11 protein-coding genes and 1 pseudogene are annotated in these 13,515 nt (G+C 61.1%); all 12 read right to left on the reverse strand.

Features of this window, described 5'->3' with window-relative positions; translation table 11 throughout:
* The gene (locus ACR9ZQ_RS04150; protein WP_481426947.1) at positions 1 to 900 is read right to left on the reverse strand and encodes an ABC transporter permease; all 900 of its coding nucleotides are present in this window, start codon (positions 898 to 900) and stop codon (positions 1 to 3) included.
* Positions 893 to 1,726, reverse strand: a complete 834-nt coding sequence (locus tag ACR9ZQ_RS04155) for an ABC transporter ATP-binding protein (RefSeq protein WP_481426948.1) — start codon at positions 1,724 to 1,726, stop codon at positions 893 to 895. Before ACR9ZQ_RS04155 ends, ACR9ZQ_RS04150 begins: the two co-directional genes overlap by 8 nt.
* 70 nt (positions 1,727 to 1,796) lie before the next feature.
* The gene (locus tag ACR9ZQ_RS04160; RefSeq protein WP_481426949.1) at positions 1,797 to 2,846 is read right to left on the reverse strand and encodes an ABC transporter substrate-binding protein; all 1,050 of its coding nucleotides are present in this window, start codon (positions 2,844 to 2,846) and stop codon (positions 1,797 to 1,799) included.
* Positions 2,847 to 3,116: 270 nt separating this feature from the next.
* Positions 3,117 to 3,677, reverse strand: coding sequence for an FMN reductase (gene msuE / locus ACR9ZQ_RS04165; protein WP_481427277.1), 561 nt, complete (start codon positions 3,675 to 3,677; stop codon positions 3,117 to 3,119).
* Positions 3,678 to 3,749: 72 nt separating this feature from the next.
* Positions 3,750 to 4,709, reverse strand: a pseudogene (locus ACR9ZQ_RS04170) (ketopantoate reductase family protein); the annotation flags it as partial.
* A gap of 2 nt (positions 4,710 to 4,711) precedes the next feature.
* A complete protein-coding gene (locus ACR9ZQ_RS04175) occupies positions 4,712 to 5,908 on the reverse strand; it encodes an acyl-CoA dehydrogenase family protein (RefSeq protein ID WP_481426950.1) in 1,197 nt (398 codons plus the stop codon).
* Positions 5,908 to 7,011 (reverse strand): LLM class flavin-dependent oxidoreductase, encoded by a 1,104-nt coding sequence (locus tag ACR9ZQ_RS04180; RefSeq protein WP_481426951.1) that lies wholly within the window; start codon positions 7,009 to 7,011, stop codon positions 5,908 to 5,910. Before ACR9ZQ_RS04180 ends, ACR9ZQ_RS04175 begins: the two co-directional genes overlap by 1 nt.
* Before the next feature lie 142 nt (positions 7,012 to 7,153).
* The gene (locus ACR9ZQ_RS04185) at positions 7,154 to 8,245 is read right to left on the reverse strand and encodes an LLM class flavin-dependent oxidoreductase (protein WP_481426952.1); all 1,092 of its coding nucleotides are present in this window, start codon (positions 8,243 to 8,245) and stop codon (positions 7,154 to 7,156) included.
* Positions 8,242 to 9,945, reverse strand: coding sequence for an ABC transporter ATP-binding protein (locus ACR9ZQ_RS04190; RefSeq protein ID WP_481426953.1), 1,704 nt, complete (start codon positions 9,943 to 9,945; stop codon positions 8,242 to 8,244). Before ACR9ZQ_RS04190 ends, ACR9ZQ_RS04185 begins: the two co-directional genes overlap by 4 nt.
* Positions 9,924 to 10,769 (reverse strand): ABC transporter permease, encoded by an 846-nt coding sequence (locus ACR9ZQ_RS04195; RefSeq protein ID WP_442207300.1) that lies wholly within the window; start codon positions 10,767 to 10,769, stop codon positions 9,924 to 9,926. The genes ACR9ZQ_RS04190 and ACR9ZQ_RS04195 overlap by 22 nt, the downstream gene beginning before the upstream one ends.
* The gene (locus ACR9ZQ_RS04200; protein WP_481426954.1) at positions 10,766 to 11,776 is read right to left on the reverse strand and encodes an ABC transporter permease; all 1,011 of its coding nucleotides are present in this window, start codon (positions 11,774 to 11,776) and stop codon (positions 10,766 to 10,768) included. Before ACR9ZQ_RS04200 ends, ACR9ZQ_RS04195 begins: the two co-directional genes overlap by 4 nt.
* A 33-nt stretch (positions 11,777 to 11,809) precedes the next feature.
* Positions 11,810 to 13,462 carry an ABC transporter substrate-binding protein gene (locus ACR9ZQ_RS04205; RefSeq protein ID WP_481426955.1) on the reverse strand — a complete coding sequence of 551 codons (1,653 nt, stop codon included), beginning with the start codon at positions 13,460 to 13,462 and terminating at the stop codon, positions 11,810 to 11,812.
* Positions 13,463 to 13,515 lie beyond the last annotated feature (53 nt).

Raw genomic sequence — 13,515 nt, forward strand, 5'->3', positions numbered from 1 at the left:
CTATCGCGTCATGCCCCATTTCAGGATCGTGCGCCTTTCCAACTGCCGGAACAGGACATTCTCGACGAGGAGACCCAGCAGGATGACCGTCATCAGGCCGGCGAACACCCGGTCGGTGTAGAGCTCGTTGCGGTTCTGGAAGATGTACCAGCCGAGCCCGCCACGGCCCGAGGATGCGCCAAAGACGAGTTCCGCGGCAATCAATGTCCGCCACGCGAAGGCCCAGCCGATTTTAAGGCCCGCGATGATCGACGGCAGGGCTGCCGGCACAAGAATAAGGAAGACGTAGCGCAATCCGCGCAGGCCATAATTGCGGCCCGTCATGCGCAGGGTCTCCGGCACACTGGTGAAGCCCGTATACATGTTGAGAGCAAGCGGCCAGAGCACCGAATGGATCAGCACGAAAATAAGACTTCCCTGGCCGAGCCCGAACCACAGAAGCCCGAGCGGCAGAAGTGCGATCGGAGGCAAAGGATTGAGCATGGAGGTCAAGGTCGACAGGAAATCGCGCCCGAGTTGGCTGGATACGGCGAGCGACGTCAGGACGAATGCCAAAACGACCCCCGCGACATAACCTTTCAGCAGAATATCGATGGAGTTCGCTGCCCGGCCAGGCAAAACCCCATTGGCGATATCGTCGAAGAAAGCTTGAAGTGTCTCCGTGAATGACGGCAGGAGAAGGTCATTGCCCTGAATTCTTGCGACAATCTCCCATAAGATTGCGAGAAAGATCAGGATAAGACCTTTTCGCAGCCATGCCTGCTGCCAGAGTCGCCGCGGCAGCGACGCGCGCCGTTCGATGGAGCTTCCGGCGATTGGCTCAGGCATCAGCTCGTATTCAGGTCGGATCGGCGGCGTCGGCCGTATTGTACCAGGGCCAGCGGTAGCAGTATCACGCATGATCGCTTTCCGTTGCAATGGGCGCCTCGTCAAACAGAAGGCGATGAATGCGGGTTGCGGCTGCCTGAAACTCAGGGCTTCCGCCGCTTTGCAGGTCCCATTCATGGCTATTGATCTCGGCACGCATGCGGCCCGGATGCGGAGACAACAGTGCGATCCGATTGCCGACGACCAACGCCTCTTCGATGGAATGGGTGACGAAGAGCAGGGTGAAGCGGACTTCTTCCCACAGTGCCAGGAGTTCTTCCTGCATCTTGCGCCGGGTCAGCGCATCAAGCGCTGCAAAGGGCTCATCCATCAGCAGGACACGTGGCTCCATCGCAAGGGCCCGTGCGATTGCAACACGCTGCTTCATGCCTCCCGACAAAGCGTTCGGATAGGCCCCGGCAAACCGAGATAACCCCACCTTTTCCAGATAGTAGTCAGCTCTTTCGAGAGCCTCTTTTCGGCCAAGGCGACCGGAGACCCGAACAGGAAAGGCCACGTTCTCTCGAATGGTCTTCCAGGGCGGTAACTGGTCGAATTCCTGAAAGACCACCACACGGTCCGGTCCCGGCCCGTTGACCGGACGACCGTCCAAGAGGACCTGTCCTTCAGTCGGCGCAATAAAGCCGCCGACCGCCTTTAAGAGGGTGGATTTGCCGCAGCCGGAAGCGCCGAGTAGAATAAAGCGATCCGCTTCCCAAACATCGAAGCTGACATTCTGCGTCGCGCGCACGATCCGTCCGGGTGCAGCATATTCCAATGTAACACCCTTCACCGAAAGAAGCGGTGGTTGCGTTGAGGGAGCCGCGCGGCTCGAGGCTTCGGTGGATATGCCGTCCATTCTATCTCGCAAATGTTCTGCGCGGCCTTTAGGGCCGCGCTATTGCAGGATCAGGTTTATCCGATCAATGTCAGCTGCCGTTATCGCCCTGCGCTTCCGGGAAGAAGTAGTCCTTCCAGGACCCGGCCTCGTTTTTCAGGACGCCGATCTTGTAGAGTTCCGAAGCGTATATGAAGGTGTTTTTGGGCACGATCGAAAAGTCGTTTTCCGGATCGTTGATGATATCGAGGACGAGTTTGGGCGAGAGCTTCGATTTCTGCTCGCGGATAAAGGTATCGGCGGCTTCTGTCTTGTGCGTGCTGATCCAATCCGCGGCATCGCGCAACGCTGCATAGAAGGCAGCATAGGTCTTGGGGTTCTTGTCGTGGAAAGCGGTGGTGGCGTAGAGGACGTTGAACGTCGCCGGCCCTCCAAGAATATCATAGGAACTGATGACCTTGTGAACTGCCTTGTTGCCCTGCAGCGCCTGATAATAGAAGGGTGCCGAGGAGAAGTGCGAGTTCACTTCCGTTCCGCCTGAAATCAGTGCCGCGGTTGCGTCGGGATGCGGCAAGCTGATGGTGATATCGTCGAGCTTCTGGAACTTGTCCTTGCCAAAGACCTTTGCAGCTTCGATCTGAAGCGTGCGGGACTGGAAACCAACGCCGGCCGCAGGCACCGCGATCCGGTCGTCCGGCCCAAAGTCTTTCAACGAATGGATATTTGGATTGGTCGTGAGCAGGTAGTTGGGCTGGGCGCCAAGTGCTGCGACCAGTTTGACGTCCTGATGTCCCTTGGTTCGGTCCCAGGTGGTGAGCGCCGGCGGCACGCCGGCGGCTGCGATATCGAGATTGTCGGAAAGAAGCGCTTCGTTCATTGCCGTTGCGCCGGACACCGTTGCCCATTCGACCGTTATGTCGAGACCGGCTTCCTTGCCATGTTTTTCGATGAGCTTCTGATCGCGAATGACATCGAGCGTCAGGTAGGAGATCCCAAACTGCTGCGCGATGCGGATCTTGCCCTCGGCCGCAGCTTGCCCGGGCACCAGCATGGCGATGAGACCGAGAGAAGCCGCAATTGGTAATAACGCGTTAGGCCAATTGAGATGGCGGCGGTTTTTTGAAATTTGACGCTGCGGCATGCGTGCTCCTGTATCAGGCGTTGCGGTGTCGAAAAGCCATGCATGCGCACAGCTCTTCACGCATTCCCCCGGAAGAGGCGCGTGAGATCGGTCGAGGGTATTAATCTCGACCAAATCGATCAACATGCTCGCATTTCGTTTTCAGGCACGCGTTGAGATCAGAATCCTTCGAAAGCCCCTATTTTTGCAAATTAATCGGCGCGCCTCGTAACCACGCCGGTGGCAAATTGCCGATACCTTTGTTTGCAAGCGCCTTTGTGTTGGAGCGTTTCATTCGGCCGCGGCACGATTGGCCTCGCCGATCGGCAAGAAGGTGCCAATCTCGTCGATCGCCTCGCCGATGCGTTTGAGGAGTTGTTCTGATGAGACGGTGTAATCGACAAAGTCACGATCCGACGCGTAGACCGCGGTTGGCAGCGTGTGGGCCATGAAGAACCCGAACAATGGGCGAAGCTGGTGCTCCACCATCAGCGCGTGGCGATCGCCGCCGCCCGTGGCCGTGATGAGGATCGGTTTCGACCGTAGCTCATGAGGATCGATGAGATCGATCAAATGCTTGAAGAGACCCGAGTAGGAGCCCTTATAGGTCGGTGCGCCGATGATCAGAATGTCGGCATCGACAATCTCTTGAATGACATGGTGAGCCCTGTCGTCGAGCTGTTTGCGCCAGAGAGCAGTACCAAGCGATGGTCCGACATCGACCATGTCGTAAGTCACGCTATCAAAGCCGTAGCGATCGCTTGCGCGTCCGGCGACATGCTGCACGAGCGCCGTGGTTTTCGAAGGCCGGCTGAAGCTGCCCGATATCGCAACGACCCTAGGGGTTCCCATACTTTTCCTTTCGATCGGCTTGCTTTCCGCAGGCACGCTAAGCGCTGCGCCATCGGCGATGACGGGATAAAACTCGCCAATATCTCGTGTACCTGGGGGACGGCCATCGATCGCAAGCCTCGCCGCAGCCTTCTGGAAGGCCGCGTTGAGAGGTGCTGCAACCCCGTGAATTCGGCCGAGACGGACGATTTCACCGTTCAGATAATCGACTTCGCTTGAAGTGCCGCGGGTGAAACTTTGCCAGGTCGATTGCTGACCGGGCTTGATGCCACTCTCTGGCGCGACCCGCCAGGTTGAGATGTCGATCTTCCATTCCGAGGGCGCTGCGGGATCGTATCCGGCGGCTAGGAGGACGGTGCGTGCCTCTTGCGCCAGGCTGGCTGCGGCCTTTGAGCGGACTTCGGGAGGACCTGCGAAAAGCTCGACGGCATTGGTGACGTTGTGCTCGAGCTTGGCCGCCTTCCATCGCCGGATGTCGGAGCGCGCTTCGGCGAGATAGCCGGCCTTTGCAAGATCGGCGGCGATCGACGAAGCCGTGTCGTCGAGCCCTTCCGGGTAGCGGCCGAGGGCGACGATGCCGACATTCCGCTCGCCTCCGACGACGACCTCGCCGGTGACGGTGTAGCGCGCCGGAATGCGGATACTCGCCGCATAGACACGATCGAAGCGCCGCAGCGCAATGTCTTCCGCAGCCAGCCCGTTTTGCAACGTCACGAGTGGTAGTTCGGATGCAAAGCCTGCACCCTCGACCTGCCGCCAGGCCCAGAATTCCGTGGTCGCTTCGACATCCTGTGCCTTGACCGCAAGGACCAGAATATCACCCGGGCGAAGCGCCGGTGGCGAAGCCGTGTCGGCGGTGTTGAGCCGGAGCATACTGTGTCCGTCCGGCCGGCGATACGAGAGACCGTGGGCGGCGATATGGGCAATCTGGGTGCCGCGACCAACGAGCAAATAGGGGATGCCATGCGTCTCGAACTCGGCCGCGAGGCTAGCGCCGACTGCACCGGCACCGATGATGATGTAGCGAGTCATGATCAGGCCGTCTCCAATGCCGTGAGATTGACCGGAGGTGCCAATGGCGCCGCCCTTTCGCTCTTCCAACGTTCGAAGGCGGCGCGCCCGAGAATGGAGATTGACGTGTCCTCCTGCGGGGCATGGACGAGCACCGACTGGATGTCCCTGAAATGGCGTTCCAGCCCCAATTCGTTTCCGAGGCCGGGATTGCCGATGCCGCGCACGGCAATCTGCACCGCGTCGCGCAGCTGCCGGCCGGCAATAAATCGGGCTCTTATGTGCTTTTCAGCGTCGGCATGCTGGTCCTTCAGGGCATCGAAAATGATCTGCCGGGCACCGGAGACCAGCAGATCGATTTCACCGGAGAACGTCACGAATCGTTCGGTGCGGGCGATCGGATGGCCAAGGTTTGTGGGAACACGCTCATGCGCAAAACGAATGAACGCCTCCTGAGCAGCTTCAGCCACGCCAAGATAGAGCGCCGTCAGCGCCAGCGTGATTGCCGCATGGGCACGGTTGTCCTGCTGCGCAACGGAGGGGTCAACCAGATCGATGACATTCTCCAGCGGGATTTCCACATCGGTGTATTCGACATCGTGAGATCCGGACGCGCGCATGCCAAGGCTGTTCCAGTTCTCGATGACGCGAATGCCCGGGAGCTTGTTCGGCACGACAAATGTTCCGACGCGGGCCTTCGCTTCATCGGTGTGTGCCCACACAAGAAAATGGGTCAGACCGTGTGCGCCTGTGACGAAGCGCTTGCGGCCGGTGATCGACCAGCCGGATGCGGTACGCCGGGCAACCGTCGCCGGCAGGCCCCCACGGGCCGGCGAGCCAAGTTCCGGTTCGACACGCGCGGCATTGAGCAGCAGCGGATGCTGCTTGGTCTGAGCAAGCAGGCGCTTGTAGAGGTCCTCGGGCCAATGGTTTTTGGTTGCCTGGCCGAGGTGGTTGAAGATCGTCATGGCGCTGATCAGGGCGACCGATGGATCACCGCGGCCGAGGGCCGCAAGGATCGTTGCTGCCTCGTGGAGCGTTGCGCCGGCGCCGCCATATCTCGCCGCGACAGTGCTTTCGAGCAGGCCGCTTTGATGAACCGCCCGGATGCCAGTCCAGGGAAAATCCCCGGTCCGGTCCGCCTCGGGAGCTGCGTCCGCAAGAGCGCGCGTCGTCGCGCTCAGCAGGCTTGGATCGAAAGCCGTATCGCGCGCGATCATCAGGCGGCGGCCTTCTTCTTTGCCTCTTCCCGCTCGCGGATGCCTTCGCGCACCAGCGGCAGAATATAGCGGCCGTAATCGACGGCATCGTTGAAATTGTCGTAGCCGCGGATGGAGATCAGGTCGGCGCCGAGATCGATATAGTCGAGGATGGAATCGGCAATGGTCCGCGGTGATCCGACGAGCGCGGTGGTGGCACCGGAGGCATTGGTCGCCGTGACCGTCGGATACCAGAGGGCGCGATCGTGAACGTCGCCACGCGCGGCAATATCAAGGAGGCGCTGCGATCCGACATTGGCCGGGCGCGGGGCGGAGGGCGGGGCGCGATGAAGGCCCTTTTCCCGGTTGTCCTTGAGACGGTCGAGCACCCGGTGGGCCTTTTCCCAGGCCAGTTCGTCGGTTTCCGCGACGATCGGGCGGAAGGTCACCCAGATCCGCGGCCGGTCCGTCCTGCCTGCCTTAGCCGCCTCGGCGTAGATGCGTTCGATCTGTTGCTTGGTTTCCGCTAGCGGTTCGCCCCATAGCCCGAAGATGTCGCCGAGCGAGCCGCCGATCCGGTAGGCGGCATCCGACGATCCGCCGACAGAGATGGGGATGGTGCCATTCGTGGGCCGCACTGCGCTGCGGAACTGCTTGAACTGGTAATATGTGCCATCGAAATCGAAGGGCTCAGTCGAGGTCCATGCGAGGCGCAGAATACGGATATATTCTTCCTGCCGCTCGTAGCGCTGCTCCTTGTTGAGGAAGTCTCCCTCGCGCGCCTGCTCGTCATCGCTGCCGCCCGCAATGAAGTGGACGACGACGCGGCCGCCGCTCAATTGATCGAGAGTGGCAAGTGATTTGGCCGCGACCGTCGGGTACACCGTGTTGGGCCTGAGCGCGACGATGATCTTGATGTTCTTCGTGTGCGCCAGAACGGTGGCGCCAAGGGTAAAGGGATCGAAGGAGGACGATGAGTAGGGGATTAGCGTGTAGTTGAAGCCGTAGTCGTCGAGGGCGCGCGCGTAGCGCTCGAGATAGCGTGGATCGACCGGAGCGTCCGGGATAGGATGGAGGTCGTTCGAGGCGTTGGGAAAGCTGACGCTGATGAATTCCGCGGACATAGGAGCTCCTCTGATTGTCGATGGTGGTCGAAGGTTAGGTGGCAGACATCGGACGAGGAAGACAGGTCTTTCTATTTCCACTGAAACTATAGAAAAATATCTCTAATTCGCGGCTGCCGGTGTTTGAGATCCGGTGTAGGTTCTACCAGTCCGGCGACCAGCCAAGGCTCGGGGCAATGGTCCCGGCAAGGTCGGACAGCAGCTGGATATTTTCGGCGAGGCCGAATGCCGGCGGCAGGAAGAGAACGATTTCGTCGGCCGCAGCGAGTCCGGGATCAGCAAGCACTGCCTCGATCACCTGATCCGGTGTGCCGTGGAAGACCGGCGAGATCTGGCTTCCCGGCGGCTGGTTGGTCCGCGAGCTCGGCTCAAGAGCGCCTTTCGGCCGCGATGCGGCAATGCCCTGAGTACGGCGCTCGAGATCATAGGCTGCGTATTTCTCCCGCAGCGCCGGCGTCGTGCCGACCAGGACCGAAGCCGCCACGGCGACGGGCGGCGGCTCGCTTGTCCACTGCTTCCGCCAGTTGGCACGGAATGCCTCGATGCAACGGGCCTGGTAGCTTCCGAAGCTCTCGCCCTCGGCGTGGTCGTGCTGTACGGTTCCGGCGATCAGGCCGATGCCGAGTTCGGCGGCCTGGATCGCGGACCCGAGGCTGGCGGAACCTTGACGGATGCGTGAGCGAAGCGTCGGACTGTGCGGTGTTACCCTCAACTGGCTGCCTTCCGCGGCCCCTTGGCCAGATTCCGCGACGGTGTGCAGAACCTCGCCGGAGATCGCGGACAGAAAGCGGGCCTGACGGCGCTTGGCTTCCGTCCTGGCATCGGTCTCGACCGTGCCGAAGACGGCGTCGAAGGCTGCGTTGGCGCCGGTCGAGATCGCCAGTTCCAATCTGCCGCCAATCAGGAGGTCGGTGGTGCCTGCGGCTTCAGCCAGCAGGATAGGGTCCTGATAACGCATCGGAATGACAGCCGAACCCAGGACGATATGGCTGGTATGCTGGCCCGTCGCGGCGAAGAAGGGCAGAGGCGAGGATAGATAGTGATCGAAATGCCGCTGATAGGCCCAGCCTGACTGATAGCCCAGGCGTTCGGCCGCCTTGAAGAGCTCGATTCCCTCCCGCAAACCATGGGCTGGGCCGGATTCATCGTTGAACGCGACACGCGTGTTGAACCCGAGGCGCTTCTTCGGACGGAATGACGCTGACGGTGTCGGGGCGGGGGCAATGACGCTCATGCGATCTTTTCCTCATTGAAGATCTGTCGCTGCTGCAGGGGCTGGCTTCGCGCAAAACGCGCGGCCCCTGACGGGATCGATTCCAGCAAAGAGCGGGTATAGGGCTGCCGGGGCGTGTCGAAGATCTCTCCGACAGTACCGTGCTCGACGATGCGGCCGCGCTGCATGACCGAGACCGTGTGAGCAAGCTGGCGCACCAGCGCCAGGTCATGCGACACGAAGATATAGGTGAGGCCGAGCTTGACCTGCAGCGAAAGCAGCACTTCGACGATATCGGCCTGAACGCTGACGTCGAGCGCCGAGGTAGGCTCGTCAAGCACGATCACATCGGGTTTCAGGACGAGCGACCGGGCGATAGCAACGCGCTGGCGCTGGCCGCCGGACAAGGCGGCGGGCTTTCGGAACAAGAGATGCTCGCCAAGCCCCACATCTGCGAATGCTTTGCGCACCGCGAGTGGCCGTTCCTGGTGTGTTCCGATCTTGAAGCGGTCCAGAGGCTCGCGCACGATTTTCTCGGCGGTCCAGGTCGGGTCGAGGGACGTGAACGGGTTCTGATAGACAAGCTGCAGGTGCCGCCAGATGGAGCGAAGCTGCTCGGGGGACCGGCCATTTACCTGTTCGCCGCCAACGGCGATCTTTCCAGTGTCGGGCTGTTCCAGCCCGAGCAGAAGCCGGATTGCCGTTGTCTTTCCGGATCCGGATTCCCCGACCAGCGCATGCGTCGTTCCCGCCTGAACCTCGAACGAGACGTCGTTGACGGCGGTCAGAACCTTGCCGTCCACGGTGAAGCTCTTCGTTACGCCGCTGACCTCGATCTTCGGGGTCTTTTCGCGCTTGGCGCTGAGGTGCCGGAAACCGGGCTCTCGCAACGGCCGGTAACGGTCAGGGTGAAGGGCCGGCACATCGCCATGGAGCTTTCTGGCGTAGGACGAGGAAGGGGCGGAGAAGACCGTGGCGGTACTGCCGGCTTCCTGGATGGCGCCGTCTTTGAGAACCACAATGGAATCCGCGCGCTCGGCTGCGATCGCCAGGTCATGGGTGATCAGGAGAAGGCTGATCGCCAGCTCCTCCTGCAACTTCGACAACAGGTCGAGAATACGCTTCTGGATCGTCACATCGAGTGCGGAGGTCGGCTCGTCTGCGACCAGCAGCGACGGCCGCGGCAGAACGGCGAGACCGATCAGCACACGCTGGAGCATGCCGCCGGAAAGTTGATGCGGATAGGAATCGTAGACACGCTGCGGATTGTCGAGCCCGACCTGCGCGAATGTCTCCAGAACAAGTGCCTTGCGGAGCGCCTTGTCCGGTTCGCTCAGAAGTGCTGCAGCTTCCATTGCCTGCGCGCCGATGCTGCGAACCGGGTTCAGGGAGTTACCCGGATCCTGCGGCACGAAGCCGATCCTGCGTCCCCTGAATGGACGGAAGCGTCGCTCGGGAAGCGCCAGAAGCTCCTGGCCATCGAATTCGACGCGGCCGGTGGCGTGTCCCGTTGCGGGAAGCAGCCGCAGGACGGCGCGGGCGATGGTCGATTTGCCCGATCCGGATTCGCCGATCAGCGCGAGACTTTTGCCGCGTCCAAGCTCGAAGCCGACATTGGTCACGACCCTGTGGGTGCCGTAGGCCACCGACAATCCTTCGGCCCGCAGCAACGGGGACGATGGGCGATTCAAAAACGTGGTCAGTCTGTCTTGCGGAGCCATCGGCTGATCCTGTTTACAGAGAGAACGGTTGCGATCGTGACGAGGGCCGGGGCGTAAACCAGCCAGGGCCATTTGAGGTAATCCTTGCCGATCGAGATCAGCAGGCCCCAGTCGGAAGCAGGCGGCGGGTCGCCGTAGCCAAGGAAGGCAAGGCTGGCGATCACCAGGATGGAATCGCCGAACTGCAGAACGGCAAGCGGAAGCACCGATCGCGATGCGTTCGGCAGCACGTGGCGCCACAGAATGTGCCAGCGCGAGCCGCCGAGAAGGAAGGACGATTCCACGAATGTCGCAGCCCGTGTCTTGATGACTTCGGCGCGCATCACCCGGGCAAAAAGGGCGACGGCGGAGACGCCTGTCGCGATTGCCGCATTCGTCGTGTCGAAACCGATTGCCGTGACGACGATCACTGCCAGCAGGAATTTGGGGATTGCCAGCAAGACATCGACGAGGCGGGCAAAGACCGTGTCCACCCAGCTGCCGAAGAAGCCGGCCAGCAGTCCGATAATTCCGCCGGCGACAACGCCGATCACGACCGCGATCAGCGCGCTGGCTACCGATGAGGCCGTGCCATAGATGACGCGGGCGTAAAGATCGCGGCCGAGATGATCGGTGCCGAACCAGTGCGCCGCACTTGGGCCGAGCAGCTTCTGGGCGGGGGTGCCGTTCACCGGATCGTAGCTTGTGAAGAGGCTAGGCGCCAAGGACCAGGCGATCGCCAGAGCGACGACCAGGAACGAGAGGATGACGACCGGCGGCACACGCAGGCCCGTCAGACGACCGACCAGCGTCGTGGGCGTGAAAGAAAGAGAGGCGAGCGTCATGGGGTCACCGCCTTGGAGATCGGGAGAGAGCTGTCATCAGTGGTCGTCGGCCGACGCTGCTGCGTGCCGACGAGCTTCACGCGGGGATCGAGCAGCGGGTAGGTCAGGTCGGCGATCAGGTTTACGACAACAAAGACCACCGCCGCGAGCGAAACGACCGCCTGTAGGACCGGCAGGTCCTGGGTGCTGACCGACCGCTGCACCAGGCTGCCGAGCCCATTTCGGCCGAACACGGTCTCGGTAATCAGCGATCCGCCGAGCAACTCGCCGATCGTCAGAGCGACGACAGTGATGACGGGCAGCGATGACGGCTTCAGCAGGTGCATGACGAAGAGCCGCATCTGGCCGAGCCCGCGTCCGCGTGCGACGGCGGCATAGTCCTGGCCGGACTCATGGTCGAGATTGACAATGAGGACTTCGGCAATCTGCGCGGAGATCGGAATGCCGAGGGCGATCGCTGCGAAGAGCGTTGCCCAGAAGCTGTCGGGCTCGATGACGCGAAAGACGCCGAGCTGGAAACCGAAGAGGTGGATCAGCACCAACCCGATGACGAAGTTCGGAACCGAGAGGAACAGCGAGGGAAAGCCGCGCAGCAGGCCCTGTCCGTAGCGTCTGGGCAAAAATTGTGTGCCGTAAGCGATGATCGCTGCCAGGAAAAGCGCGACCGCAAGGCCGGCCGAGGCAAGCACGAGCGTTGATGGCAGAACCTCGCCGATCAGCGTCGCCACCGGCCGGTTAGTCCGCATCGACAGGCCGAGGTCGCCGGTCACGAAGCCGGAAAAGGCGTTCCAGAGCTGCACGGGGATCGGCTTGTCCAGTCCCTGCGCAGCGATGATCTCTTTGATTTCATCCGGCGTGAAGCCGTTTTGAGGGTTGTTGAGAACGTTTGTGATCGGATCGCCGGGCAGGATGCTGACGACGACAAAGGTGAAGACATAAGACAGCAGGATCACGACGATCGCCTGCAGCAGCCGCTTTCCGGCGTAGTTGAAATAGGCTTTGCTCATGCCCATTACCTCTGTGTCTGTCGATTGGCCGGGCTATTCGCTCTTCGTTGCCGTGTAGTAGCTGGCATAGGCGACGCCGTTGTAGACTTCGCCCTTGAGCTTCGGCGACTGCACGTAGATGCGCTGGACGATCTGCGTTCGCGGAATGAAATAGCCCTGGTCGAGGACGTATTGCTGCAACTCGTCGAGAAGAGGCTTGCGAGCTTCGATGGAGCCGGCGCCGGCGATCTTGTCGCGCAAATCGTTGAGGGTCTTGTCACTCTCGTCGAGCGCAAACCAGTTCTCGCCATTGTTGGCGTTGGTGAGGATGCCGGCGACGGTGCCGGCGTCGATGAAGGAGCGCGTCACCTCATAGGCCGGCACTCCGGCGCCGCCATACTTGACCTTCTGGCCGAAGGTGACGACGTCATAGGCGCGAATATCGACCTTCCAGCCGATCTTGCCGAGTTGCTGCGAAATCAGTTCGTCGATCGACTTCGATGTCGCGAGGTAGGGGTTCGAGTTCAGCGTCAGCAATAGCGGCTTGCCATCCTTGACGCGTATACCGTCCGGACCCTTCTTCCATCCGGCCTCGTCGAGAAGCTTCTCCGCCTTGTCAGGATTGTAGGCGAGGAGTGCGCTCTGGTCGGTCGCGCCGGGAACATTGCTCTGGATGAAAGACGTCGCAAGCTTCCAGTCGGGCGTATAGACGGTGTCGATGATTTCCTGGCGATTGATGCCTGCCTGAAGTGCCTGGCGAACCTTCACGTCGTCATAGGGGGCAAGCTTGGTGTTAACAGCCCAGCCGTTGACGAAGCCGAGATAGCGGGGCGTCGCCACAGTGAGGCCTTCCGACTTCAGAGATTCAAGCTCCTGGGGCGATGCGTTATAGGCGACGTCGGCCTGGCCGGACTGGACTGCCGCAACGCGCAGCGATGGTTCCGAAACGAGCTTGTAGGTGATCGTATCGAGATGGGCAGGGCCAGTCTGGCCGACCGCTGCCGGCCCCCAGTCGTAGTCCTTGCGCTTGGCGAGCTTGACGTAGTCGCCTTCCTTCCAGGACTCGACGACATAAGGGCCGCTGCCGGATGTCTTGCTCAGGTCCGCCTGGGCGCTTGCCGGCGAGGCGATGGTCTTCGGGGAGATGAGGATCGAGCCGTGGTAGCCGAGTGTCGGGATGAAGCCGAGGGTCGGCTTCTTGAAGAAAACCCTCACGGTTGTCGCATCGACGGCCTCGGCATGATCATAGGTCTTAGGGAAGAGGCCAATCGGATTGATGCCCTCGCTCTTGCGACCCGCATACCAGATGTCGAGATTGGCAACGACGGCAGCCGCATCGAGGGGGCTGCCATCGGAGAAGGTCACGCCGCTTTTCAAATGCAGGGTGAATTCAGTTGCATCGTCGTTCTGCTCCCAGCGCTCGGCAATCCAGGGGCTGACCTTGCCTTCGGCGTCGACATAGAGGAGCTTGTCGGTGACATGGCCCCAGATATGTCCCTGAAAGCTTGAGATCGCGCTGTTGTTGGGGATCCAGGTGTCGCCGAGCGAGTCGATCAGGAAGACGACATCTCCGCCATCATGTGCACCGCCCTCAGCCAATACCGGGGTTACATCCACTGTTGCGACCAGAGCGGCAAATGCCAATGCAGAGGTGGCGGTCAGCAGACGGCGCCGGGAAAAAAGGGAGCGGAAAGAGCGGTCGTTCATAAAGCGGTCCTGTTTGGTTGCCGGGGCTGATTATGAACAGGAGCCTATGGGAG

This window comes from Rhizobium sp. KNZ14-9A (genome assembly GCF_056755015.1).

Coding starts and splice junctions, on each gene's coding strand:
- ACR9ZQ_RS04150 (WP_481426947.1), bottom strand. CDS start 900: ATGCGTGATACTGCTACCGCTGGCCCTGGTACAATACGGCCGACGCCG.
- ACR9ZQ_RS04155 (WP_481426948.1), bottom strand. CDS start 1,726: ATGGACGGCATATCCACCGAAGCCTCGAGCCGCGCGGCTCCCTCAACG.
- ACR9ZQ_RS04160 (WP_481426949.1), bottom strand. CDS start 2,846: ATGCCGCAGCGTCAAATTTCAAAAAACCGCCGCCATCTCAATTGGCCT.
- msuE (WP_481427277.1), bottom strand. CDS start 3,677: ATGGGAACCCCTAGGGTCGTTGCGATATCGGGCAGCTTCAGCCGGCCT.
- ACR9ZQ_RS04175 (WP_481426950.1), bottom strand. CDS start 5,908: ATGATCGCGCGCGATACGGCTTTCGATCCAAGCCTGCTGAGCGCGACG.
- ACR9ZQ_RS04180 (WP_481426951.1), bottom strand. CDS start 7,011: ATGTCCGCGGAATTCATCAGCGTCAGCTTTCCCAACGCCTCGAACGAC.
- ACR9ZQ_RS04185 (WP_481426952.1), bottom strand. CDS start 8,245: ATGAGCGTCATTGCCCCCGCCCCGACACCGTCAGCGTCATTCCGTCCG.
- ACR9ZQ_RS04190 (WP_481426953.1), bottom strand. CDS start 9,945: ATGGCTCCGCAAGACAGACTGACCACGTTTTTGAATCGCCCATCGTCC.
- ACR9ZQ_RS04195 (WP_442207300.1), bottom strand. CDS start 10,769: ATGACGCTCGCCTCTCTTTCTTTCACGCCCACGACGCTGGTCGGTCGT.
- ACR9ZQ_RS04200 (WP_481426954.1), bottom strand. CDS start 11,776: ATGAGCAAAGCCTATTTCAACTACGCCGGAAAGCGGCTGCTGCAGGCG.
- ACR9ZQ_RS04205 (WP_481426955.1), bottom strand. CDS start 13,462: ATGAACGACCGCTCTTTCCGCTCCCTTTTTTCCCGGCGCCGTCTGCTG.